Origin of the sequence: Acetobacter orientalis (assembly GCF_000963965.1) — a bacterium.
Taxonomy (GTDB): Bacteria; Pseudomonadota; Alphaproteobacteria; order Acetobacterales; family Acetobacteraceae; genus Acetobacter; species Acetobacter orientalis.
The window spans coordinates 180,214-201,827 of the sequence record NZ_BAMX01000024.1 but is presented as its reverse complement, the minus strand read 5'-3'; the positions used below and the strand labels follow the sequence as shown (position 1 = coordinate 201,827).

22 protein-coding genes are annotated in these 21,614 nt (G+C 51.0%); 14 read left to right on the top strand and 8 right to left on the bottom strand.

Annotation, left to right across the window (positions count from 1 at the left end):
- Positions 1-107: 107 nt before the first annotated feature.
- From Abor_RS10210 to smpB, 4 genes are read left to right on the top strand one after another with little or no spacing between them, the layout of a single operon-like run.
- Complete coding sequence (locus Abor_RS10210) at positions 108-854, top strand: 3-deoxy-manno-octulosonate cytidylyltransferase (RefSeq protein ID WP_048841766.1); 747 nt, start codon at positions 108-110, stop codon at positions 852-854.
- Positions 851-1,747 carry a prephenate dehydratase gene (locus Abor_RS10205; protein ID WP_048841765.1) on the top strand — a complete coding sequence of 299 codons (897 nt, stop codon included), beginning with the start codon at positions 851-853 and terminating at the stop codon, positions 1,745-1,747. The genes Abor_RS10210 and Abor_RS10205 overlap by 4 nt, the downstream gene beginning before the upstream one ends.
- Positions 1,748-1,757: 10 nt before the next feature.
- Complete coding sequence (dapA, locus tag Abor_RS10200) at positions 1,758-2,648, top strand: 4-hydroxy-tetrahydrodipicolinate synthase (RefSeq protein ID WP_048841764.1); 891 nt, start codon at positions 1,758-1,760, stop codon at positions 2,646-2,648.
- On the top strand, positions 2,648-3,145 hold the full coding sequence (gene smpB / locus Abor_RS10195; RefSeq protein ID WP_048841763.1) for an SsrA-binding protein SmpB: 498 nt from the start codon (positions 2,648-2,650) through the stop codon (positions 3,143-3,145). Before dapA ends, smpB begins: the two co-directional genes overlap by 1 nt.
- Before the next feature lie 89 nt (positions 3,146-3,234).
- On the opposite strand, the gene Abor_RS13220 is transcribed toward smpB, so the two are convergent.
- Positions 3,235-3,942 (bottom strand): cold-shock protein, encoded by a 708-nt coding sequence (locus Abor_RS13220; RefSeq protein WP_052946419.1) that lies wholly within the window; start codon positions 3,940-3,942, stop codon positions 3,235-3,237.
- 384 nt (positions 3,943-4,326) lie between these two features.
- Here Abor_RS13220 and Abor_RS10185 point away from each other — a divergent pair, with 384 nt between their 5' ends.
- The 10 genes from Abor_RS10185 to mltG all read left to right on the top strand — a co-directional run bounded on the left by Abor_RS10185 (position 4,327) and on the right by mltG (position 13,575).
- Complete coding sequence (locus Abor_RS10185) at positions 4,327-5,388, top strand: lipid A deacylase LpxR family protein (RefSeq protein WP_048841762.1); 1,062 nt, start codon at positions 4,327-4,329, stop codon at positions 5,386-5,388.
- Between the two features lie 209 nt (positions 5,389-5,597).
- Positions 5,598-5,954: a hypothetical protein gene (locus tag Abor_RS10180; protein WP_048841832.1), complete on the top strand. Its 357-nt coding sequence runs from the start codon at positions 5,598-5,600 to the stop codon at positions 5,952-5,954.
- A 241-nt stretch (positions 5,955-6,195) separates the two neighbouring features.
- Positions 6,196-6,948, top strand: a complete 753-nt coding sequence (locus Abor_RS10175; protein WP_232015091.1) for a glycine betaine ABC transporter substrate-binding protein — start codon at positions 6,196-6,198, stop codon at positions 6,946-6,948.
- A 20-nt stretch (positions 6,949-6,968) separates the two neighbouring features.
- Complete coding sequence (locus Abor_RS10170; RefSeq protein ID WP_048841760.1) at positions 6,969-8,228, top strand: class I SAM-dependent methyltransferase; 1,260 nt, start codon at positions 6,969-6,971, stop codon at positions 8,226-8,228.
- 7 nt (positions 8,229-8,235) lie between these two features.
- Positions 8,236-8,787: a YdcF family protein gene (locus tag Abor_RS10165; protein WP_048841759.1), complete on the top strand. Its 552-nt coding sequence runs from the start codon at positions 8,236-8,238 to the stop codon at positions 8,785-8,787.
- A 186-nt stretch (positions 8,788-8,973) separates the two neighbouring features.
- On the top strand, positions 8,974-9,918 hold the full coding sequence (gene fabD, locus Abor_RS10160) for an ACP S-malonyltransferase (protein ID WP_048841758.1): 945 nt from the start codon (positions 8,974-8,976) through the stop codon (positions 9,916-9,918).
- Positions 9,919-9,938: 20 nt separating this feature from the next.
- Complete coding sequence (fabG, locus tag Abor_RS10155; protein WP_048841757.1) at positions 9,939-10,682, top strand: 3-oxoacyl-[acyl-carrier-protein] reductase; 744 nt, start codon at positions 9,939-9,941, stop codon at positions 10,680-10,682.
- A 270-nt stretch (positions 10,683-10,952) separates the two neighbouring features.
- Entirely contained in the window at positions 10,953-11,192 is a 240-nt protein-coding gene (locus tag Abor_RS10150; RefSeq protein ID WP_006557907.1) for an acyl carrier protein, read from the top strand.
- Positions 11,193-11,274: 82 nt separating this feature from the next.
- Positions 11,275-12,561, top strand: a complete 1,287-nt coding sequence (fabF, locus tag Abor_RS10145) for a beta-ketoacyl-ACP synthase II (RefSeq protein ID WP_084594488.1) — start codon at positions 11,275-11,277, stop codon at positions 12,559-12,561.
- 42 nt (positions 12,562-12,603) lie between these two features.
- Entirely contained in the window at positions 12,604-13,575 is a 972-nt protein-coding gene (gene mltG / locus Abor_RS10140) for an endolytic transglycosylase MltG (RefSeq protein ID WP_048841754.1), read from the top strand.
- A gap of 67 nt (positions 13,576-13,642) precedes the next feature.
- Here mltG and Abor_RS10135 read toward each other — a convergent pair whose 3' ends face one another.
- The 7 genes from Abor_RS10135 to Abor_RS10105 form a co-directional block, all read right to left on the bottom strand.
- On the bottom strand, positions 13,643-14,491 hold the full coding sequence (locus tag Abor_RS10135) for a lipid-binding SYLF domain-containing protein (RefSeq protein ID WP_048841753.1): 849 nt from the start codon (positions 14,489-14,491) through the stop codon (positions 13,643-13,645).
- A gap of 95 nt (positions 14,492-14,586) precedes the next feature.
- On the bottom strand, positions 14,587-15,384 hold the full coding sequence (locus tag Abor_RS10130) for an inositol monophosphatase family protein (RefSeq protein WP_048841752.1): 798 nt from the start codon (positions 15,382-15,384) through the stop codon (positions 14,587-14,589).
- A 101-nt stretch (positions 15,385-15,485) separates the two neighbouring features.
- A complete protein-coding gene (locus Abor_RS10125) occupies positions 15,486-16,403 on the bottom strand; it encodes a lysophospholipid acyltransferase family protein (protein WP_048841751.1) in 918 nt (305 codons plus the stop codon).
- Positions 16,400-17,398, bottom strand: coding sequence for a tetraacyldisaccharide 4'-kinase (lpxK, locus tag Abor_RS10120; protein ID WP_048841750.1), 999 nt, complete (start codon positions 17,396-17,398; stop codon positions 16,400-16,402). Before lpxK ends, Abor_RS10125 begins: the two co-directional genes overlap by 4 nt.
- Positions 17,395-19,410: a glycosyltransferase N-terminal domain-containing protein gene (locus tag Abor_RS10115; protein ID WP_048841749.1), complete on the bottom strand. Its 2,016-nt coding sequence runs from the start codon at positions 19,408-19,410 to the stop codon at positions 17,395-17,397. The genes lpxK and Abor_RS10115 overlap by 4 nt, the downstream gene beginning before the upstream one ends.
- 15 nt (positions 19,411-19,425) lie before the next feature.
- On the bottom strand, positions 19,426-19,917 hold the full coding sequence (locus Abor_RS10110; RefSeq protein WP_048841748.1) for a DUF934 domain-containing protein: 492 nt from the start codon (positions 19,915-19,917) through the stop codon (positions 19,426-19,428).
- Entirely contained in the window at positions 19,904-21,598 is a 1,695-nt protein-coding gene (locus Abor_RS10105; protein ID WP_048841747.1) for a nitrite/sulfite reductase, read from the bottom strand. Before Abor_RS10105 ends, Abor_RS10110 begins: the two co-directional genes overlap by 14 nt.
- Positions 21,599-21,614: the final 16 nt, after the last annotated feature.

The following is a 21,614-nucleotide window of genomic DNA, read 5'->3' as shown; positions in this document are numbered from 1 at the left end:
ACTGCGCACCGCTTCATGTGAAGCGCCTTACTAGGGCCGTTTATACCGGCTTTGTGTTCACTGTGTTTTTCAAGGCTATATTCCGTGCCTGATTACCGAGCAAGCCGATGACCCTACCGCTTGTCATCATTCCGGCCAGACTTGCCTCAAGCCGCCTGCCAAACAAACCACTAGCAGACATTGCTGGCAGCCCCATGATTGTGCATGTTTTACGCGCCGCACAAGCCGCAAATATAGGCCGCGTGATTGTAGCCGCCGCAGATCAGGCTATTTACGATGTTGTGCGCCACGCTGGTGGAGAGGCTGTTTTAACGCCCCCCGAGCTTCCATCAGGATCAGACCGCGTATGGCATGCTGTGCAGCAGATTGATGCGCAAGGCACACACGAGCTGATTATCAATTTACAGGGTGATTTACCTACGTTTCCACCCAAGCATTTACAGACATTGGTCGGTCTTATGGCCAACCCAATATACGACCTAGGCACACTGGTTGCCCCAATTACAACTGAGACGGAAAAGCACACAGACTCTGTTGTAAAAGTGGCATGCGACTTTGCTGCTAACCAATCCCATACACTCGGCCTCTATTTTTCTAGGGCACCACTACCATGGGGTGCAGGGCCATTTTGGCACCATGTCGGGGTGTACTGCTGGCGGCGGCAGGCGTTGCAACACTTTGTTAGCCTACCTGAATCGGGCCTAGAGCAGCGCGAAAAATTGGAACAACTCAGAGCCCTAGAAGCTGGTATGCATATTGGGTGTGCGCCTATACCTCTGGCTCCATTCGGTGTGGATACCCCAAAAGACCTAGAACGCGCGCGGCAGATACTCAGCGAGACCAACAAGCAATGACACCAAAAACAATCGCGTTTCAGGGGCGACCCGGAGCCTATTCCGATTTGGCATGCCGAACCGCCCGCCCAGGCTGGAAAACTCTGCCCTGCAAAACTTTTGCAGACACCATTACCGCCGTGCATGAAGGCAAAGCAGACCAAGCCATGCTGGCATGTGAGAATAGTTTAGCTGGGCGTGTACCAGATATTCACACGCTGCTACCCAATGCTGGTCTGCATATTGTGGGTGAGCATTTCCAGCGTGTTGAGCACTGCCTTATGGCCATTCATGGCGCCCAGCTTGAAGATATTAAACGCGTGCACACGCACCCTGTCGCCATGGGGCAAATTCATACACTGCTCAAAACTTACAACTTCACCCCTGTTATTGAGTTTGATACAGCCGGCGCTGCTGAATTGGTGGCTCTTTGGAACAAGAAAGAAGAAGCGGCCGTTGCATCAGAACTGGCGGCAGAACTCAACGGCCTGAACATTCTGAAGCGCAATGTTGAAGATGCTGCGCATAACACAACACGCTTCTATATTGCCGCACGCACAACAGACAAGCTTTCTGTTAACACGCCCGATGTCATGACCACCGTGTTATTTGAAGTTAAAAATACCCCCGGCGCACTCTATAAAGTGTTGGGCGGCTTTGCCACAAACGGCATTAACATGACACGATTGGAAAGCTACATGACCGCAGGTAGCTTTGCGGCAACCCGGTTTTTAATGGATGTTGAGGGCCACCCAGAAGATACACACCTGAGCAAAGCCTTGGCCGAACTTGAATTTTTCTCTGAAAGCGCCAACATCTTGGGCGTGTATCAACAATCTCCTTTCCGACGCCAGATGAAACGTGCTCTCTCTGACGCCGCCCCAAACACCACGACAGACGCCATTGCAGGATAGAAGACAGACCATGTCTGACACACGTTTCACAGGTTCCATTACCGCCCTTATTACCCCCATGAACCGCGATGGTAGTCTGGACTTTGCCTCTTTCGAGCATCTGGTAAATTGGCAGATTGAAGAAGGGACATCAGGCCTTTGCGCTATGGGCACGACAGGCGAGAGCCCAACGCTTTCCCATACCGAGCACCATGCGGTTGTTGAACGCGCCATTAAAATTGCAAACGGCCGCGTACCCGTTATTGCTGGAGCGGGGTCAAACAGCACATCAGAAGCTGTTGACCTCGCAAAACATGCTGAAAAAGCCGGGGCCGCAGCGGCTCTGGTGGTAACACCTTATTATAACAAACCCACGCAAGAAGGGCTGTATCGCCACTTTATGGCCGTGGCCGATGCCATCTCCATTCCGGTTATTTTGTATAATATTCCCGGCCGCTCTGTGGTGGATATTAGCGTTGAAACAACCAGCCGCTTGGCACGGCATGCCAATATTATTGGCGTAAAAGATGCAACAGCTAATCTGCTACGCCCACTACAGGTTAGGCAGGCCATTGCCAAACCCTTCAACCAGCTTTCAGGCGAAGACGGTACAGCAGTTGCTTTCCTTGCTGCTGGGGGAGATGGATGCATTAGCGTGACATCCAACATTGCACCCGCACTGTGCGCAGAAGTGCAAAAAGCGTGGCAGCAAGGCGAGTGTGCTAAAGCCATTGCTCTACAAGATAAACTCTTGCCGTTACATGATACGCTTTTTTGTGAAAGCAACCCCGCTCCAGCTAAATATGCAGCCAGTTTGCTTGGCCTTGCGGGCGAAACAACACGCTTACCACTCGCGCCCCTTTCTGAAGAATCCCGCCACAAAGTACGGGCTGCCTTGGTGCAGGTAGGGCTTCTAAACTAATGGCTCAAAAACCCCGTAAAACTACCATGATCTCTCATGGTATTGCCGCGCAAAACCGCAAAGGGCGCTTTAACTACGCCATTAAAGAGACCATTGAGGCGGGCCTTGTGCTTAAAGGGGCCGAAGTAAAAAGCCTAAGGTTAGGCCGCGCTATGATTACAGAAGCCTATGCAGGTGAGCGCGATGGGGAACTGTGGCTCTTTAATAGCTATATTCCTGAATATCAGGGCGGCGTTCTCTCTCGTTTTGAGACGCGCGCCCCGCGCAAACTGCTTATGCAACGTAAGCAAATACAAAAATACCTTGGCGCTATTGCTAAAGATGGCGCCACTCTTGTGCCCCTAGACATTCATTTTAACCCACGCGGTGTCGCTAAAGTGACCCTAGGGTTAGGTGAGGGCAAGAAAAACGTTGATAAACGCCACGCCATTGCAGAGCGTGATTGGCAACGCGACAAAGCGCGCTTACTGCGCGATAAAGGCCGTGGAGATTATTAACGCTTAAATTTAAGTGCACACCACATAAAAAAGCCCCGCACTAAGGCGGGGCTTTTTTGTTGCCTGTATAATATGCAGACAACTTTTAATTAGGCTGGGTCAACCTGAGCTGCTTCCGGGCCTTTTTGACCCTGAACAACTTTAACATTGGTTGCCTGACCTTCGTTCAGAGCAGAAAGACCTGAGCGTTCCAGAGCAGATGCGTGAACGAAAATGTCTTTGCCACCGCCATCTGGTGTAATGAAACCAAAGCCTTTGGTTGCATTGTACCATTTTACGATACCACGGACTTCTTCAGCAGAAGACATGTCTGGGGCCGGGCGCGGAGCGCGTGCAAAGCCGCCACTACGTGGGGCAGGGCTGAAACCAGCAGCAGAGCGGGGGCGTTCTGGCTGCGCTGTGCTTTCGTCAACGGAAATGACTTCTGCAACTTGCCGCCCTTTGGGGCCCTGGCCAATACGCACAACCAGAGTTGCGCCGGGGCTTACGCCGTCCTGCCCAATCTGAGAGAGTGCATTGGCGTGCAGGAACACATCGCCTGAGCCATCAGACAGTTCAACAAAGCCGTAGCCTTTTTCACCGTTGAACCATTTGACAGTCGCTTCGAGTTCCGGACCGGAAGCGATAACCTGCGGGCCACCTGCGCCAGCGCCTGCACCGCCGGGTCTGCGCGGCGTAAAGCCACCACGGTCACCAAAGGAGGGGCGTTCGCCATAGGAAGGCGTTGACATAAAATCGTCGTCAAATCCGCCGCGGCGCGGAGAACGAGAGCTGCGGTCGGTCCTGTTACTTCTCAACGGTCTTGATCCTGAAGCATGGAGGAAGGTCTGCTTCCTCCAGATATTGAAAAATGGGCAGATTACCAGAACAGAGAGGCAGCTTTCCTATTATACAATCAGAAAACCGCCAGCTGCTCTTTCTAAAGCTGCAACCACGCCCATGTGTTTACTGTAACACACCAACCGTGGCCTATCCAGAGGAAAGCACGAAAAGTGGCAGAGTTTCACCTCTTTTCACATTAATAACAATTTTGTGATAATCGTATGAATAAAACGCCGCTTACCACGTTTTATCTCTATGCCTGTTTGTCAGGAATCGGGCTTTCTCATCGTGCCCCGTTCAACTAAAGACTAATTAAAGTACACACACACCCGCTGCTATTGCAGAACGAGAGGATAAATATGTCTGCTGTCGTTAACTCACTACGTGTTCGGCACAAGGCTGCCAAAGCTCTCCTTCTGACAAGCAGTGTATTTGCGGTCTTTTCCACAGCCCACGCCACACCCTTGCAAGACAAACAAGGCACCTGGACACTTCAGGGCGAGAATGACGCAGTCTCAACCCTTAAAAGCACATCAGACCAATATTATACCAGCGGCCTGCGGGTAAACTGGACATCAGGTACAGACACACTCCCGACTCCAATTGCGGCAATTAACAAAGCCATTTGGGGCGCAGGGGTGCAGCGAATCAGTATGGGCCTGCAACAAATGATCTTCACCCCACGGGAAACGCAGGCTTCAAGCCCGTGGGCCGCAGGGCAACCACATTCCAGCCTTTTGCGTGACCGCCCTTATGCCGGTGTGTTGTTAGGCACAATTAATCTTATTAGCGATACAGACACAACGCGCAGTGTTTTTGGTATTCAGGCTGGTGTTATGGGCCCGGCTGCAATGGGGCGTCAGCTACAAAATGGCTTTCATGGTGCAATTGGCGACACCAAAAACCAAGGCTGGGAATACCAGCTCAAAAACCAGATTATTTTTCAGGTGCAGGGCGGCAGAACATGGCGCCTGCCCATTGCTGAAATTGCAGGCATAGAAATTGATACCCTGCCATCTGCCGCAGCCTCCATTGGCGACTACCAGATCTATGGCCGGATTGGAGATATGTTTCGTATAGGGCAGGGGCTAAACAGTGACTTTGGCACCCCTACCATTAATGCCGCAGGCACAGATGGAACAGACGCCTATAAAGCAACCCGGCCCTTTGCATGGTATCTTTTCGGTGGGGTAACAGGGCAGGCCGTTGCTTACGATTCAACCCTGCAAGGCAACACAGGGTACAAAAATTCACTGCACGTCGATAAACGCTGGGACGTAGGCGAAATTCATGCAGGCCTAGCAGTCATGTTCTATGGGTTGCGCGTTTCCTACAGCCAAGTCTGGCAGACTCAGCAATTTAAGGGGGCAAAAGGCGGTTTGTTTAACTATGGCTCGCTTATGGTCTCAGCAAAATTCTAAACGCGTTGATTAAATAAAAACCAAACGCCCAAAAAACAGGCACAAAAATGAGCATGGTTTCTCGTTTTTGTGCTTTTTAAGCAACTCATTAAGGTTTGTGCCTCTTTATGAGGCTAATTTACCCTGAATTATCTTGGCATCAGAGAAATGACCATTTTACAGTCAGACACAGAGAGCCCCCTCTGACGTTCGATGGAATGGAAGATCTGATGCCGCACCTGATTGATGCCACGTCTGCCTGCAAAATTATTCCGTTTCAGATGGAAGTTTTAGCGCGCCACCGCGAATATCTGTCTCGTTGGGTTGAAGCCAGCCTGCCAATGGGCATTTGCGATGCAGATGTGTTTTCAACCACAGAAAAACAGTCAGGCTCTTCTTCTGAATATATTGTGGTATGGGTTAGAGAAACCTCAGACCCAGCCTATAAAGTTTTTTCTCGGGGCAATAAATGGATTGTTATGGACGCAATCCGCGATAACCAACTCGGTCAGTTTGCGTCATTTGCAGATGCAATGCACATGATCCGCCCCGTTCTGCCACGGCCAGAAAAAATTGTTGCGGCTTAAACTCCCGAACTTTTAACATATATTCCCAGAGCGTCATTTTATAAGAGAGGCACATTAGCCTCTCTTTTTTATTATTCCCTTGCTTTCTTTGTGCAGACCAATGCCGCACACCCCACAAGAGAGTAGGCGCACGATGTTTCTAAATCCCACAAAAGCAGCTAGTTAACTTCAGGGATTGCCTCTTGCCCTTTCCTCTGCTGCAAGGGCTAAACATCTCGTAGCCCCCGCCCATAAGGAAGATATGATGACCACGCTCACAATTGGCCACCCAGACAACACCATTCATGAAGCAACGGCTGCGGCTATTATCCGTGTGCTGGAAGCGAATGATGTGGAGCCTGAAATTGTGATCGGCCCCAAAGCAGCACTAAGCGACATGCTGCAAACCGGCGAAGTCGATCTTTACGTGTCTGCGTGGCTACCCGGCGAAGATGAGGCATTGCTTACACCGGGCGTTACCGCTCTTGGTGCTTTATTTAACCCAACACTCTGCTGCTGTATCTCTCAAGAAGAAAGCACGCTTGGCTCTCTGGCAGACATCGCCCACGCACCAGACACGCTCTCTCGCACTCTGGTTACGCAAGCCTCTCTTGAGACCCACGCCAAAGCCATGATGGCTGCCTACAACCTTGCTGCCGCAGGCTTTACCCTAGACGTAATGCCAGACGAGCAAGCCATTGCCTCTCTCGCAAAATCGTTAGCCAACCAAGATATCGTGCTAATGCTTCTGGCTCAGCCTTGTTACCTTTTCCACCAAGGTGGTTTCAAAATTCTCAATGACCCCCAGCAGGCTCTTGGGGGCGAAATGACAGCACGCATGCTGCTCCGGCCCGGCCTTGCCGCCGAACTCGACCAAGACCTGAAAGATGAGCTTGATGAGTTGATGCTAAGCGCCAAAGTGATTAGCGCCATGGATTTTGCAATGCGTACAGAAGGGCTAAGTGCTGACGAGGCGGCAGAATCGTGGCAGCGAGGCAAGCTTTTGCCACGCTAACGGGAAGGGAGAGTTTTTTCATGACAGCACCAAAAACACAGGATCTGCGCGATTCTAGTTTGGCTGCACAATATGAAGCCTACCCTTACCCTGAGCGAGACCCGCGTGACGAGCAAAAGCGGCTGTTTATTGGCAGCCCTAGCCACTTGCGAGAAATTGACTATTGGGTTTTTGGCGCACAACGCCCCCGCAGCACACCATTAAGGGTGTTAATTGCTGGCTGCGGCACCGGCGATGGCGCCATTATGCTCGCCACCCAAATGACACGGGCAGAGCGGGCGGGTGAGGTTGTATGCCTAGACCGCTCTAGTAAAGCACTCGCAACCGTTCAAGCACGTGCCAAAGCCCGCGGACTTGAGAATATTCGCCTTATTCAAGCGTCTCTTAACAACCTTGCCCCATTAGAACTCGGTGTCTTTGACTATATTGATTGCTGCGGGGTTCTGCACCATCTCCCCGACCCAGTTGCAACGTTAAAAGACCTAACCGCCCACCTAGCTGAAGGCGGCGGCATGGGGCTGATGGTTTATGCCCCTTACGGGCGCACTGGCGTGTATATGGTGCAAGAAGCCTTAGAAAAACTTGCCCCTTTAAACGAAACACCCAGCGCACGGCTCGACTATGCCAAGCGTGTTATGCGCACTCTACCCGCAACGGCGTGGTTGCGCCAAAATGGTAACTTTGGCGACCACTTAAATGGCGGCGATGCTGGACTGTATGATCTACTTCTAAACCCACGAGACAGAGCTTATACGGTCAACGCCTTTCTGGATTTACTAGAGAGTGCAGGGCTTGAAAGCTCCTGCCTTATGGAACCTGCGCGCTATAACCCAGCACTCTTTATGCCAGACCCCAAACTTAGAGCGCGGCTGAGTGCACTTTCCGCCAGTGAGCAAGCGAGCATAGCTGAAGACTTAACCGGCAATATGGCCACCCACGTAGCCTATGTTGTACGCAAAGGGGCACGCATTACCCCACCCAATTACCAACACCCCGATACCGTGCCTATTATGCGCGAAATACCGGGGGTAGAGTTGGCAAAGCAAATGCTACCCAACCATACCTTGCCTTTTGCGTTTGGCACTTTGGTTGTCCCTATTGCGCTACCAGCACAAGCGCGCGGCATATTGCCGCTTATAGATGGGCAACGCTCAGTGGGAGAGCTTGCTGCTATTTTAAGCACGCGCGGCGTGCCACACGATAAATTTCAGACAGTTTGGCAAGAAACGTTCTTAACATTGGAAAGCCTTAACCGCGTCTTGCTGCAATCTCCCGCTTAGGGGCTCTATGCAAACCCATAAGCTACGCACAACACGACACGCTACGCCGCAAAAGCCGCTGCTTTTATTTGGTGCGGCACTCAAGCCTGATGGTAGCCCTACGCAAACACTGCGTAATAGGGTTGCTGCAGCTGTGCGCTTCGGCCAATCTCAGCCTGCCATTCTCTATATACCAACAGGCGGTGCCCAAAAAAACGCACAAACAGAAGCCAGCGTTATGCGCAAGCTTCTGCATGCGCACGCTATCCCGGACACTTCCATTTTGTTGGAAGACACGGCTTCTGATACGTTTGCCTCTATCAAAGCCTGCTCGGCAGTTTTACGCCGCCTTAAGCACCCCAAAAGAGCGCCTCTGTATTTTGCCACCAGTACCTATCATGCACCCCGATGTTGGGTTTTACTGCGCTTAGCAGGATGGATGCCCCACGCAGTACCGTACCACCCATTCCCAATCTTCCCACAAAGCAGTTACGCGAAAGTCTTGCTTATTGTTGCCCACGAAATACTCGCAACATTATGGGACAGTTTGCTTGTGCTGCTTTGGCGTATTGTGCGCTAAAGGCTGGCGGCGTATCTTTCGCCAACTCTTGCCAGAGCCTTGGACTGTTATTGGCTGCTAAGACCTGCGTAATGCAGGTGTCAAGCTGTCCGTTTACGCCATCTCTCTAAAGCCCACTTACGCTTTGGCACTCTTCGATAGCTCCTGTTTTCGCAGAGCTGAAAATAGATAGAAACAGTAGGTAAAATGTCCGTTTACGCTTTTGTTTTTCCGGGGCAGGGCAGCCAATCCGTTGGTATGGGCGCTGAACTCGCACAGGCTTTTCCCGCAGCACGTGCCGTGTTTGAAGAAGTTGACGATGCCTTAGGCGAAAAGCTTTCAAAAATTATTTTTGAAGGCCCAATGGACACTCTGACCAGCACAGAAAATACGCAACCCGCCCTTATGGCCGTTTCAATGGCTGTGTTGCGCGTGCTGGAAACAGAAGGCGGTTTAGATCTTGGGGGCAAGGTCTCTCTCTTAGCGGGCCACTCCTTGGGGGAATATGCGGCGTTAGCTGCTGGACGCTCTTTTAGTGTGCAGGATGCTGCGCGTTTGTTGCGCCTACGCGGGCTTGCTATGCAAAAAGCCGTGCCAGCAGGTGAGGGCGGCATGGCTGCCATTATTGGTGGCACCTTAGCCCAAGTGCAAGAAATCTGCGCTGAAGCTGGTAAGGGCAGTGTTCTCGAAATCGCGAACGACAATGGCGGCGGCCAAATTGTTATTTCTGGCAAAATGGATGCCATTGAAAGAGCTGTTGATTTAGCGAAAGAAATGAAAATAAAGCGTGCCTTAAAGCTACCTGTTTCGGCACCTTTTCATAGCTCGCTCATGCAGCCTGCCGAAGAGGTTATGGCTGAAGCACTCGCAAAAACAGACATTGCAGCCCCTATTGTGCCCATAATCGCTAACGTTACAGCCGATAAAGAGACCGACGCTGATGCGATTCGTACCAACCTGACCCGCCAAATTACAGGCCGCGTACGGTGGCGCGAAAGCGTGGAAGCAATGGCTGGCATGGGCATTGATACATTTGTTGAAATTGGTGCAGGCAAAGTGCTCTCCGGCCTCGTGCGCCGTATCGACAGTGAAGTGACCAGCCTTTCTATTGGCACTCCAGCCGACATAGAAAATTTTCTGAAAAACTTTTAATAACAGAGAGATACACGAGAATGTTTAGACTTGATGGTAAGGTTGCCCTTGTAACCGGCGCTTCGGGCGGTATTGGCAGCGCTATTGCTGCAACACTCCATGCACAGGGTGCTACCGTTGTCTTGTCGGGCACGCGTGAAGCAGTGCTGCAACAACAAGCCGCTGCTTTGGGGTCAGAACGGGTTTATTATGTTGCCGCCAACCTTTCTGAGCCGGAAGAAGCAAACAGCCTTATTGCTAAAGCAGAAGAAAAAGCTGGAGCACCGGTTGATATTCTCATCAACAACGCTGGCCTAACGCGGGACACTTTGGCTCTGCGCATGAAAGATGAAGACTGGGATCAGGTTATCAATGTTGACCTGTCTTCACCCTTCCGTCTGTGCCGCTCTGCGCTTAAAGGCATGCTGCGCCGCCGTGCGGGCCGTATTGTCAACATTGCCTCTGTTGTTGGGGCAACTGGCAATGCTGGGCAGGCCAATTATTCTGCCGCCAAAGCTGGCATGGTTGGTATGACCAAGTCTTTAGCGCAGGAAGCGGGCTCAAGAGGGGTAACGGTTAACGTTGTGGCCCCAGGCTTTATTGTTACCGCCATGACCGATGTTTTGCCTGAAGCCCAAAAAGAAAAACTGCAAAGCCAGATACCGCTTGGCCGCTTGGGCAAACCAGAAGATATTGCAGCAGCAGTACTCTACCTCTGCTCAGACGAGGCTGGCTGGGTTACAGGTTCTACCCTGCATGTAAATGGCGGTATGGCTATGATTTAAGCCCGCCTCGGGTAATATTGCACAACAAGTCGTGCAAAATGCTTTCAGATGTGGCAGACAGGCACCGTAAATGGTGCCAAGCACGCCCTCTGGAACCTTCTTGAGGTGGTTCGTGGTTGGCTTGAACCAAAGAAACGTGCTATGCGCCCGCAATCCTGTTGCATGCAGCAAGAGCCACACAGCTCTTATTACGCATGCAACAAGAAAGCTGGGTTATTAAGCGCCTAGATAACTGGCCCCAGTTCTGGGGCATACAGGAAGCAGAGACAGATGAGCGAAATCGCTGATAAGGTTAAGAAAATTGTAGTCGAGCACCTCGGTGTTGAAGAAAGCAAGGTTACGCCAGAAGCGTCATTCATCGACGATCTGGGCGCAGACAGCCTCGACACCGTAGAACTCGTTATGGCTTTCGAAGAAGCCTTCAATGTTGAAATTCCGGAAGACGCTGCAGAAAAAATCGCTACAGTGAAAGACGCCATTGACTACATTGAAAAGCAGAAAGCTGCCTGAGTAGGCCTTTTTGTCTTTAAGTCAGTATGGGGTCCCTCGCTCCTTGAGGGACCAAACAGATTCAAGCGGGGAGCGGGCTGGTTTGCTACAGTCGGCCGGAGCAAATTCGGGCCGGAGACGCGTTGTCGTCACCGGTATGGGCATGGTGGGGCCGCTTGGCCTCGGTGTCGAAAACGTATGGTCACGTCTGATCGCTGGTGAAAGCGGGATTGGCCGAATTACACATTTTGACCCAAGCGATCTGCCTGCGCAGGTAGCGGGGCAAGTACCAGAAGGCCCAACGGCTGAAGGAAAGCTCACGCTTTCTGACTGGGTGCCGGTCAAAGATCAGCGCAAGATGGATCGCTTCATTCATATGGGGCTGGTTGCTGCGACTGAGGCTGTGGAGGATTCTGGTTGGAAACCTCAGACCGAAGAAGATAAATGCGCGACAGGCGTTATGATTGGTTCAGGCATTGGTGGCCTGCAAACCATTTATGATGCGTCTATTACCGTGCATGAAGGCCGCGCCAAGCGCCTCTCACCCTTCTTTATCCCATCAGCATTGATCAACCTTGTCTCTGGGCATGTGTCGATCAAATACGGGTTTCAAGGCCCCAACCACTCTGTGGTGACGGCTTGTGCAACTGGTGTTCATGCGATTGGTGATGCAGCACGCCTTATTATGTTAGGCGATGCCGATGTCATGGTTGCAGGTGGTGCCGAAGCAACCGTGTGCCCACTGGGCATTGCAGGCTTCTGCTCAGCACGTGCGCTTTCAACCGGCTTTAATGAGACGCCACAACAGGCTTCTCGCCCGTGGGACAAAGACCGTGATGGCTTTGTTATGGGTGAAGGTGCTGGTGTTGTCGTGCTGGAAGAGTACGAGCACGCCAAAGCACGTGGTGCCAAAATTTATGCCGAAGTTATTGGCTACGGCATGTCTGGCGATGCGTACCACATTACCGCACCGGCAGAAGGGCATTATGGGGCTTTCCGCGCCATGCGCTCTGCACTCAAAAGTGCTGGCATTACACCTGCAGACGTACAGTACGTTAACGCACATGGCACCTCCACCATGGCTGACGACCTAGAACTGGAAGCTGTAGAACGTCTTTTTGCTGAAGACGCTCGTAATTTAGCTATGTCTTCTACAAAGTCAGCTACCGGGCATCTGTTAGGGGCTGCTGGTGCAGTGGAAGCTATGTTCTGCATGCTTGCCATTAGAGATAACGTAGCACCGCCTACGCTTAACCTCGACAATCCATCGCGCGAAAGCGTGATCGACCGCATTGCACACACAGCGCAGCAGCGTAATATCAACATTGCGCTTTCTAACAGCTTTGGCTTTGGCGGCACTAACGCCAGCCTGCTGGTCAGAGGCGTTTGATAAAATCTTTTATTCCCTCGCAAGAGGGAATAAACAGAAAGCATGCGCAAAACTGTTTTTTTACTACTCAGCCTTCTCCTTCTTGGGGGAGGCGCAGTAGGTGTGAAATTATGGGCTGGTTATACACAACCCGGCCCACTCACGCAGGATACTGACGTCGTAATTCCGCAAGGAAATTACCGTAGTACAATTCATACCTTGCAATCAGCCCATGTTCTACCACCTGGTATGGTCGCTGAATATGTAGCCTTACTCGCTATTCAGCTAACCCGGCACCAAGGGCAGTTGCATGCTGCGGAATTGAGTTTTCCTGCCAACTCTTCACTTAAACAAGTGTTATGGATTTTGCGGCACGCTCACCCGGTGCTCCATAAGCTGACCATTCCGGAAGGTCTTTCAGCTTATCAAATTCAAGAAATATTTGAGAATGCTGCGTTTTTAACAGGGCAAACCCCACTGCCTGAAGAAGGCAGCGTCCAACCTCAAACCTACAAATTTTTGCGTAACACCACGCGTAGCAATGCCCTTGCCAGTACCCAAACGGCAATGGCTCACACTCTTGAAAACCTTTGGCAAAACCGTGAAGTTATTTCTGAAATACCAAACAAACACGCTCTCGTAACACTGGCTTCTTTAATTGAGAAAGAAACATCTGTGCCGGAAGAGCGCCCTGAAGTGGCTCGCGTTTTCATCAATAGACTTAATGCAGGCATAAAACTGCAAACCGACCCAACTGTAATTTACGGGCTAACGGCAGGCAAAACACCACTCGGGCATGGCTTAACACATGCTGAGCTACAAAATGCCAGTGCATATAATACGTACCTATATGCCGGGTTACCACCGGGACCAATTTGCTCACCCGGTTTATCTGCCCTGCAAGCGGCCGCACACCCAGCAAAGGGTGATATGCTTTATTTTGTTGCAAACGGCAGAGGGGGGCACAATTTTGCCAATACCTTAGCCGAGCATAATAAAAATGTTTCGGAGTTTCGTAAAACGCTTAAAAAATAAAGACGTGCTTTGAAAACACACCCAAAGGTAAATACCCCTTGGGTGTGTTTATAAATAGGGTTGGCTTTTATTTAAGGGGCTTTAGGCTTTCGTTCTGCACGGCACCCACACTGCTTTCGCCATTACTGGTATAGTTTGGCACAGTGTCATTCAAGTTTGTTGGTTGAAAAGCTGCTGTCCCAGAGGTTTTCTGAACCGCGGCCTGTGTGCCTGCCAATTTGCTATAGCGCATTAAAACGCTTCTAAGCGGGTCTGCACCAGGGTTATTCACACGCATGGTCACCACAATATCTTCTGGCCCAACGGTTTGAGAATAATATTTGCGGTTTACATCGCTATTCACGGTTAGTTTTGTGCCCGCCAACGAAGCACCAGCGAACAACCCCTGAGATTTCTGCGCTACCAGAATGTCTGTATTTCGCGCACCAGCATTCCCACGTTCAGCATTGCTACTGAGTGTTGCAAAAGATACACCCGCATTAGCCCCAAACTGGAACTGGCTATCTAACAGGGCCTGCAAACCGCGGTCTGTCATGACAAAAAACATCACGGCAGAACTTTGTACGCCCAGTTGAATACCAAAAGATGCGGTACCAAGCTTATAAAAAGCAGGGTCAGACCAAGATCCTCTGGCATCACGCGCAAGCAGCACACAGCCACCACCAGCCCCACCAAAAACCACTGACATACGAAAAATAGAGGGGCACACCATAACAGCGCGTGCCTTGGCAAGGTTGGTGACCACGGGTGTCGTGGCTGTTGCCCCAACAAAAATATCCTGTACGGTCAAAGCTGCTTTATCAACAAGTATTTGCCCGTTATCTGCGGCATGAGCCACACCAACTGGCGCGCCCAGAAGAAGAGCGGCTACCCCTACAGCCAATGAGCAGGACGTAAAGCGGTAAAATGACCGCATGGCGAGGTTCTCCTTGTGGGTCGTAAAATTTCATAACAAAAAAACAGGATATTATGGCGGTAGCATGACTTTGCAAACCGCACATTTTACGGGACTTACTTTAGTGGAATAGCAACAGCCTCAGACAGCGTTTGCGCAATATGCGGGTTTGCCGCCAAAATAGTAGCCGGGCCAGTAAGGCCGCCAGTGTGTAAGAAGGGGGAAACACAGGCACCGGCCTCAGCCAAAAGGGGTAAAGCAGCAGCAACGTCCCATAAATTAATAACGATCTCGATATAGCCATCAAGGCGACCACAGGCCACATCAGCCAATGCCAAAGCGCCAGAGCCACCAGAACGTGGCATAGCACCCAAGCTCATAATGGCGTCTATCTTTTCAATAAAGACCGCTTTGGGTACCCGGTTGCTCCACCCCATTTCAATCATGGCGCTGGCAGGGTCTTTTACCGGAGAGGCCTGAATACGCTTACCATTTAAAAACGCACCGTGCCCTAACAGGGCTGTATATACTTCCCTTAATGCCGGGGCTTCGATAACACCTGCGACCGGTGTATCGCCTTCTAATAAACCAAGTGATACGCACCACCGGTTACGCCCACGTGCATAGTTGGATGTGCCATCAATGGGGTCAACCACCCAACGCAATTGCCCTTCGCGGGCCATGCCGCCTTCTTCCCCCTGAAAACCATCTTCAGGAAAAAGAGCAGTCATACGCTCGGCAATAAAAGCTTCTACCGCGCCATCAGTTTCCGTTAACCAGTCTTGAGCTGCCTTTTGGGTGCCAACAGGCCCACCTGCTGCTGGCCGCATAGACATAGCCAAGCGGGCTGCGTCATGCACAACAGCGCGGGCGGCTTCAAGGCGGTAAGCTATAGCAGGGCTAAATGAGGGCATATTGTGCGCTTTCCATAATCAGAACTTTCTGTGCACCATACCCCCAAGTACACATAGACGCGACACCCGAGCCAAAAACAATCTTGTACGAAATACTTTAGCTAGTGCTTTTTGTAAAAAGACTTGGGCCAGCGTTTATGGAGCCATAGCCAGCTTTCTGGCTTTTGGCGTATCCAACTTTCCAACTGGTCGTTTACCATTTGTACCAATGCCGCCAAGTCTTGCTGCTTATTGCCCGTATTGGGCAAGGTAAGGGGGGGCTGAACAACAATACGCAAACGGGCAGGGCCTAAGCGTTCAACATAACCGGGTATAACCGGGCAACGATATTTAAGGGCCATAGCGGCCAAGGCCGGAGCTGTCATGGCGGGCAAGCCAAAAAAGCTGGCTTCTACACCGTCGTTCATTTTTTGGTCTACCAGCATACCCAACCGGCCACCCTTGGCCACATAAGCCAGAGCTTCCCTCGCACCCCGTGCCCCTTTTGCAAAAAGAGGCATGGGAGTAGGTGCCATAGCAGTGTCTCTTAAATGCCGGATCATACCATCTATCAAAGGGTTACCCGCTGCACGGTAGAACGAGGCAAAAGGTACGCCATAGCGCGCAACAGCAGGCGGCAGCATTTCCCAATTGCCAATATGGCCCGAGCAAAACAAAACAGACCCACCCCGCATGGCCTGTTCTTGTAGATATTCTACCCCGCACACCTCAAACCCCGGCCCATGCGGGGTATTTTCCTGCAAATGCGCGAGGTGCGGTAATTCCCCCACGGTACGGCCTAAGTTTTCCCACACACCACGTATAATTGTACGCCGCGCCTTAGCTGCAAGCTCTGGTAAAGCCAACTGTAAATTTCGGTCAGCTATTTTTGAAACGGGCAATAGTGGGCCAATACAACGACAAAACCGGCCCGCAAAATTAGAGGCCCACACAGGGCCTAATTGAGTGAAAAATGCCAACATGCTGCGTGCAACAGCCGCCTCTATACGCATAAAATAGGTTGGTTGGCGGGGTGTCATGCCCTTTTTCCGTGCAGGGTGCTGTTTAAAATATGCTCAGGCATGTGTGCATTACCCCATTGAAGAGACACACTCGCAACCGTAATGGTGTTCCGTATAGCAGCCGGAAGTCTTATTGCATCTTTAGGGGTCGTTAGTAGGCGCGCATTATAATGTTGAGCCAGCGCATATAATGTCTGAATATCACCTTTTTGGTAGAAATAATGATCTGGGAAAGCGCAGGTTTTAACAATATGAGCTTGAGCTTGTTTTAAGCCCTCAAAAAATTTATCTGGGCGCCCCAACCCGGCAAAAGCAACATAAGGCTGACGCTCTTTCTCTGGCGCGAGTGGCATAACAGTTTGAAGGTTTGCATGCATAATATGTGTATGCGCTAAAAAGGGCGCGTAACGCGTTAGAAAACCAGTTTTATCATGCCCTATCATCAACACAACATCAGCTCTTTGCAAAGCACTTGTTGCCTCTTCTCGTAAGGGGCCAGCCGGTAGCACATGCCCATTGCCCAGCCCGACAGCACCATCAATGATCAACACAGAATAGGTTTTATGCAGTGTTGGGTTTTGCAGCCCATCATCCATAATAAGGCACTGTGCACCGGCCTGTATCGCTTTTTGGGCCGAAGCTGCTCTGTTACCTCCCACCCATGTTGGCCCGCAAGCCGCCAAGAGTAAGGCCTCGTCTCCCACATCGCGCGCAGTATGGCGTGTTGGGTCAACTTGTGTTGGGGTTGTAATACGGCCTTTGTACCCCCGAATGAGCGCATGCACCACCACACCCTGAGCCTGCAAACGTGCCATTAAATCCAGAACGACCGTTGTTTTACCTGTGCCACCCGTTGTTAGGTTACCACAACACAAAACCGGTACAGGCGCTTTCCACCCGCTTTGGCGCAAGCGCCTAGCCGCACAGGCGGCAACAATTTTAGAAAAGGGCGCCAGTAAAAAAGGCAAAAGACGCCTATCAGGCTCCTGCCAAAATTTAGGCGGGCCTCTCATGCTACCAATAACGCCACTATTTTTTGCGTTAGCGTCTCCAGTAACTCAGACTGCTGTTCTAGCTTTTGGTAAGCACATTCTGCCTGCTGCTCTGCTTTCTCTGGCTTGCTAAGCATATCAGAAACCCACGCGGCTAATTGCTGGGCGGTATTAACCTTAACAATACCCGCACCTAACTGCTCAAACGCTTGAGAAAAATTTTGTATTCTAGGCCCGGTTGCCACAGGGCATTTTAACCGTGCAGGCTCAAAGGGGTTATGCCCACCACCGCTAGTTTGAATAGTTTGCAAGCTATTACCAATAAACGCACACTGCGCCAGCCTATAAAAAAGGCCTAGCTCACCCAACGTATCACACACCCAAACAGGGTCTTGGGCACTTGGCCACTGCCCGCAAGAACGCCTTGGCGCATACTCAAAAAGAGCCAAGAGTCCAGCCCCACGTTCTGGGTGACGGGGTACGATAACTGTCAAAAGAGTAGGATGGCGCCTACGTAACAGGGCAACAGCCTCTACCAATTCGGCTTCTTCCCCGTTGTGGGTTGAGGCCGCAAGAAAAACGGGGCGCTCACCAATTTTGTCTCGCACTTTAGCTAACTGCCCCCAATCAACAGGTAGGGGTTGTGCAAGCGTTTTAATATCTCCCACAGGCCCGACAGAGCAACCACCACTTAACTGCACAAAATGCGCCGCATCATGATCTGAGCGTGGGGCAATCCATGCAAAGCGTTCCAACATACGCTGCGCAACTTTAGGAATTTTTTGCCATGCTTTAAACGAATGGTCAGACATACGACCATTTACCAAAGCAAGCGGAATAGCACGCTTATGGCAAAGCCCTATCAGGTTGGGCCAAAGGTCGCTCTCTGTAAAAACAACAGCATCTGGGCGCCAATGGTTTAAAAAGCGGGTACCCCACCGTGGCACATCAAACGGTAAAAATTGATGACCTATTTTTGCAGCAAAAACAGACTGTTGTACGCGCTCTTTCACTAAGGCTGCCGCGGTTACTGTACCTGTGGTCAATAACACACAACATGCGGGGCAATGGGCCAGACAATTCTCAACTAATGGTAGCAAAGACAACACTTCGCCCACACTTGCCGCATGAAACCAAAGCAACTTACCTTGAGGGCGACGAAGTGAGGCAAACCCCATTTTTTCTCGCACACGGGTGGGGAGTTCTTTGCCACGCTTTTGCCGCCACCGTAATAAAAAGGGCAACACCGGAGCCAATAGTGTGGCCAGCCCATACCATAAACGAGATGGCATAATATCAAGCGGCAGCAAGAACCCCTTAGTGCGCTGATAAGCCGGAGAACGCTGCGTATTTTGTTCTGCCTGCATCATCTGCTCATTAAGCGCAGATTCTAATCTTGCCGCTTCACCGGTAGCATGTCGTACAAGTGTTAAGGGGCTACCACATACCAAATGCCCTTTACCAAAAGGTAATGGTAAAAGCATACGGTCCCACGTTTTTACACGAATACCAGAGCAACTGCCCCCTATGGGCACAACAGGCAAGCCTGTCATGCCAGCAAGGCTTACGGCCCCTTGCTGCACAACACGCCTAGGCCCCCGTGGCCCATCTGGGGTAATAGCAACAATCTGCCCGCGGTTAAGGAGCGCACGCATACGCCGGAAAGCAGATGCACCGCCTTTGCTTTTACCCTTATTGTCAGAAGACCCAGCAATAGACCAAATACGCCACGGAGCCACAATATCTGCAATCATGCGCCCATCGCGGTTGCGACTAATGAGGACAGACAATCGTAACCTTGGGTTTTGCGGCTCTGCCCACCACCATAATGCGGGTGAAAGCGGTAATATTTCGTGCCAGAAAGCGACAAGGGCGGTTTTGCCATCTTGCCCTATCAAAAAGGGCATAGCCTCTGGGCTAATGCTCACTGTCCAGCGTGTTGTGCGCAGCGTAAAAGCCAAATACGCCCGGAGCACAGCAACGCCTGTTGCCCCAAGCAAGGTTTGCTTTTGTTGAGAACGCTGCTGCACCACAGATAAAACTAACGCCTAACGTGAAAGATAACGCCGTAGGGCAACTCCCTCTGGCGCTTCGTTCAAGATAGAGGGCTGATAGGCAACGGTAAATGCTTTATGTGCACGCTCCCACACACTCACATCCGTCTTTTCTGGTACAACAACCTCAGTTACGCCACAGCGCAGCAAAAACTCATACTGGTCTGGCAAAATATGCCCGGCAGCTCGTATTACACCTTTAAAGTGCAAATGCTCACGCAAGGCTCGCGCCTGTGTAAACGCGCGTCCATCCCGAAAGATAGGGAACGTAAGCTGCACAGCCGTAAGGCGGGGCAGGGCAATACGCAGAGCCTCTACGTCTTCATCAGGAGCAAGGAGAACACCCAGTGCACCATCACTGTTGCGGCCCAACGCTTCTGGTAGGCGCGCCAATGGCACCAACACGTTACCTTCAGGCAATGCTTCACCCTCAATAGCAACCTGCCAGATTTCTTCTTTAAGCTGACCGTTTTCAAGCAATGGCATAAGCGGCGTCCTTGAATGGTGCTGTGCCAAGGCGACGGCACGTTTGAATAAACTGCTCACCAGGTTCTCTTCTGGCAAGGTAGACATCAACAATACGGGCGACAGCATCTACCGTTTCATCTTCTGAAAGAGCAGAGCCTAGAATTTGCCCTATAGACACAACATCCTGATCTGATGCGCCGCCGAGCGTAATCTGGAAAGCTTCCTGCCCACGTTTATCAACGCCCAGAATGCCAATATGCCCAGCATGATGGTGCCCACACGCATTGATGCAGCCTGAAATATTCAAACGCAGGGCACCAATTTCTTTTTGCAAGGTAGCACTTGCAAACCGCTCACTCAATTTTTGGGCGATAGGGATAGAGCGTGCATTTGCCAATGCACAATAATCTAACCCTGGGCATGCAATAATATCGGTAATAAACCCGATATTAGCTGTTCCCAGACCATTTTGCTCTAATGTTTGCCAAACCTGATACAACTTGTCTTGCCGCACATGACCCAAAACAACATTTTGCAAATGCGTGACCCGTAACTCACCAAAGCTAAACGTATCGGCAAGGTCTGCCAGCACTGTCATTTGCTCTGATGTTACATCTCCGGGTATGCCGCCAGCGGGCTTGCAGGACACCGTAACAGCTATGTAGCCGGGCTGTTTATGGGGGTGCGTATTCGTATCCACCCAACGGCTAAAAGCAGAATCTGCTAAACGGTGCTGCGCTAACTGCTGGGCTGCATCTCCCGCAGGCTCAAACGCTGGGTGCCCGAAGCGTGCTCTAATAGCTTCAACAAGCGTATCTGGCAGCCTGTATTTTGCCCGATCCATTGCTGCAAATTCTGCATTCACGTGCTCAAGAAATTTGTCTACGCCCAGAGCTTGCACCAAAATTTTAATACGCGCTTTATAAATATTATCCCGCCGCCCAAACGCATTATAAACACGCAAAATGGCCTCTAGGTAGGCAATCAGGTCTTCTTCTGGCAGGTCGTCGCGCAGTTTAGAGCCAACAACAGGGGTACGGCCTAACCCGCCACCAACATAAACTTCAAAAACAGGGCGACCATGCTCGCCTTGGCGTGCCATAAGGCCAATATCGTGAAAACGCGCGGCAACGCGGTCTTTGGGGCTGCCTGAAATAGCAATTTTGAATTTACGTGGCAGAAACGTAAATTCTGGATGCAAAGTAGACCACTGCCGTAAAATTTCAGCATAAATACGTGGGTCAAGCACCTCATCCGCCGCAGCACCGGCAAACTGGTCTGCTGTAACGTTACGAATGCAGTTACCACTTGTCTGAATGGCGTGCATTTCAGTTTCTGCCAGAATATCAAGTATCTCTGGCGTTTCTTCCAGCTTGATCCAGTTAAACTGAATGTTCTGCCGTGTGGTAAAATGCCCGTAACCGCGGTCATAACGCGTTGCAATATAAGCCAATGTACGCAGTTGGCTGGCACTCAGCACCCCATAAGGCACGGCAACACGTAACATATAAGCGTGCAACTGCAGGTAAAGGCCGTTCATTAGCCGTAAAGGCTTAAACTCTTCTTCAGTCAGAGCGCCAGATACACGGCGTGCCACTTGCTCTTTAAACTGCGCAACACGTTCTTTGAGAAAATTTTTGTCTACCGCATCATAGGCATAACGCCCGACCGGCAGAACAGATGAGGAAGAGTGGGGCATGGGGAATAATCGACCT

Excerpts from the sequence above, each read along its gene's own strand:
- Abor_RS10180 (WP_048841832.1), top strand. The coding sequence starts at position 5,598 with ATGCCGCACCTGATTGATGCCACGTCTGCCTGCAAAATTATTCCGTTT.
- fabG (WP_048841757.1), top strand. The coding sequence starts at position 9,939 with ATGTTTAGACTTGATGGTAAGGTTGCCCTTGTAACCGGCGCTTCGGGC.
- Abor_RS10165 (WP_048841759.1), top strand. The coding sequence starts at position 8,236 with ATGCAAACCCATAAGCTACGCACAACACGACACGCTACGCCGCAAAAG.
- lpxK (WP_048841750.1), bottom strand. The coding sequence starts at position 17,398 with ATGAGAGGCCCGCCTAAATTTTGGCAGGAGCCTGATAGGCGTCTTTTG.
- Abor_RS10185 (WP_048841762.1), top strand. The coding sequence starts at position 4,327 with ATGTCTGCTGTCGTTAACTCACTACGTGTTCGGCACAAGGCTGCCAAA.
- Abor_RS10170 (WP_048841760.1), top strand. The coding sequence starts at position 6,969 with ATGACAGCACCAAAAACACAGGATCTGCGCGATTCTAGTTTGGCTGCA.
- fabD (WP_048841758.1), top strand. The coding sequence starts at position 8,974 with ATGTCCGTTTACGCTTTTGTTTTTCCGGGGCAGGGCAGCCAATCCGTT.
- Abor_RS10150 (WP_006557907.1), top strand. The coding sequence starts at position 10,953 with ATGAGCGAAATCGCTGATAAGGTTAAGAAAATTGTAGTCGAGCACCTC.
- Abor_RS10125 (WP_048841751.1), bottom strand. The coding sequence starts at position 16,403 with ATGACACCCCGCCAACCAACCTATTTTATGCGTATAGAGGCGGCTGTT.
- Abor_RS10175 (WP_232015091.1), top strand. The coding sequence starts at position 6,196 with ATGATGACCACGCTCACAATTGGCCACCCAGACAACACCATTCATGAA.
- Abor_RS10110 (WP_048841748.1), bottom strand. The coding sequence starts at position 19,917 with ATGCCATTGCTTGAAAACGGTCAGCTTAAAGAAGAAATCTGGCAGGTT.
- mltG (WP_048841754.1), top strand. The coding sequence starts at position 12,604 with ATGCGCAAAACTGTTTTTTTACTACTCAGCCTTCTCCTTCTTGGGGGA.
- dapA (WP_048841764.1), top strand. The coding sequence starts at position 1,758 with ATGTCTGACACACGTTTCACAGGTTCCATTACCGCCCTTATTACCCCC.
- Abor_RS10130 (WP_048841752.1), bottom strand. The coding sequence starts at position 15,384 with ATGCCCTCATTTAGCCCTGCTATAGCTTACCGCCTTGAAGCCGCCCGC.
- Abor_RS10135 (WP_048841753.1), bottom strand. The coding sequence starts at position 14,491 with ATGCGGTCATTTTACCGCTTTACGTCCTGCTCATTGGCTGTAGGGGTA.
- Abor_RS10210 (WP_048841766.1), top strand. The coding sequence starts at position 108 with ATGACCCTACCGCTTGTCATCATTCCGGCCAGACTTGCCTCAAGCCGC.
- Abor_RS10105 (WP_048841747.1), bottom strand. The coding sequence starts at position 21,598 with ATGCCCCACTCTTCCTCATCTGTTCTGCCGGTCGGGCGTTATGCCTAT.
- smpB (WP_048841763.1), top strand. The coding sequence starts at position 2,648 with ATGGCTCAAAAACCCCGTAAAACTACCATGATCTCTCATGGTATTGCC.
- Abor_RS10205 (WP_048841765.1), top strand. The coding sequence starts at position 851 with ATGACACCAAAAACAATCGCGTTTCAGGGGCGACCCGGAGCCTATTCC.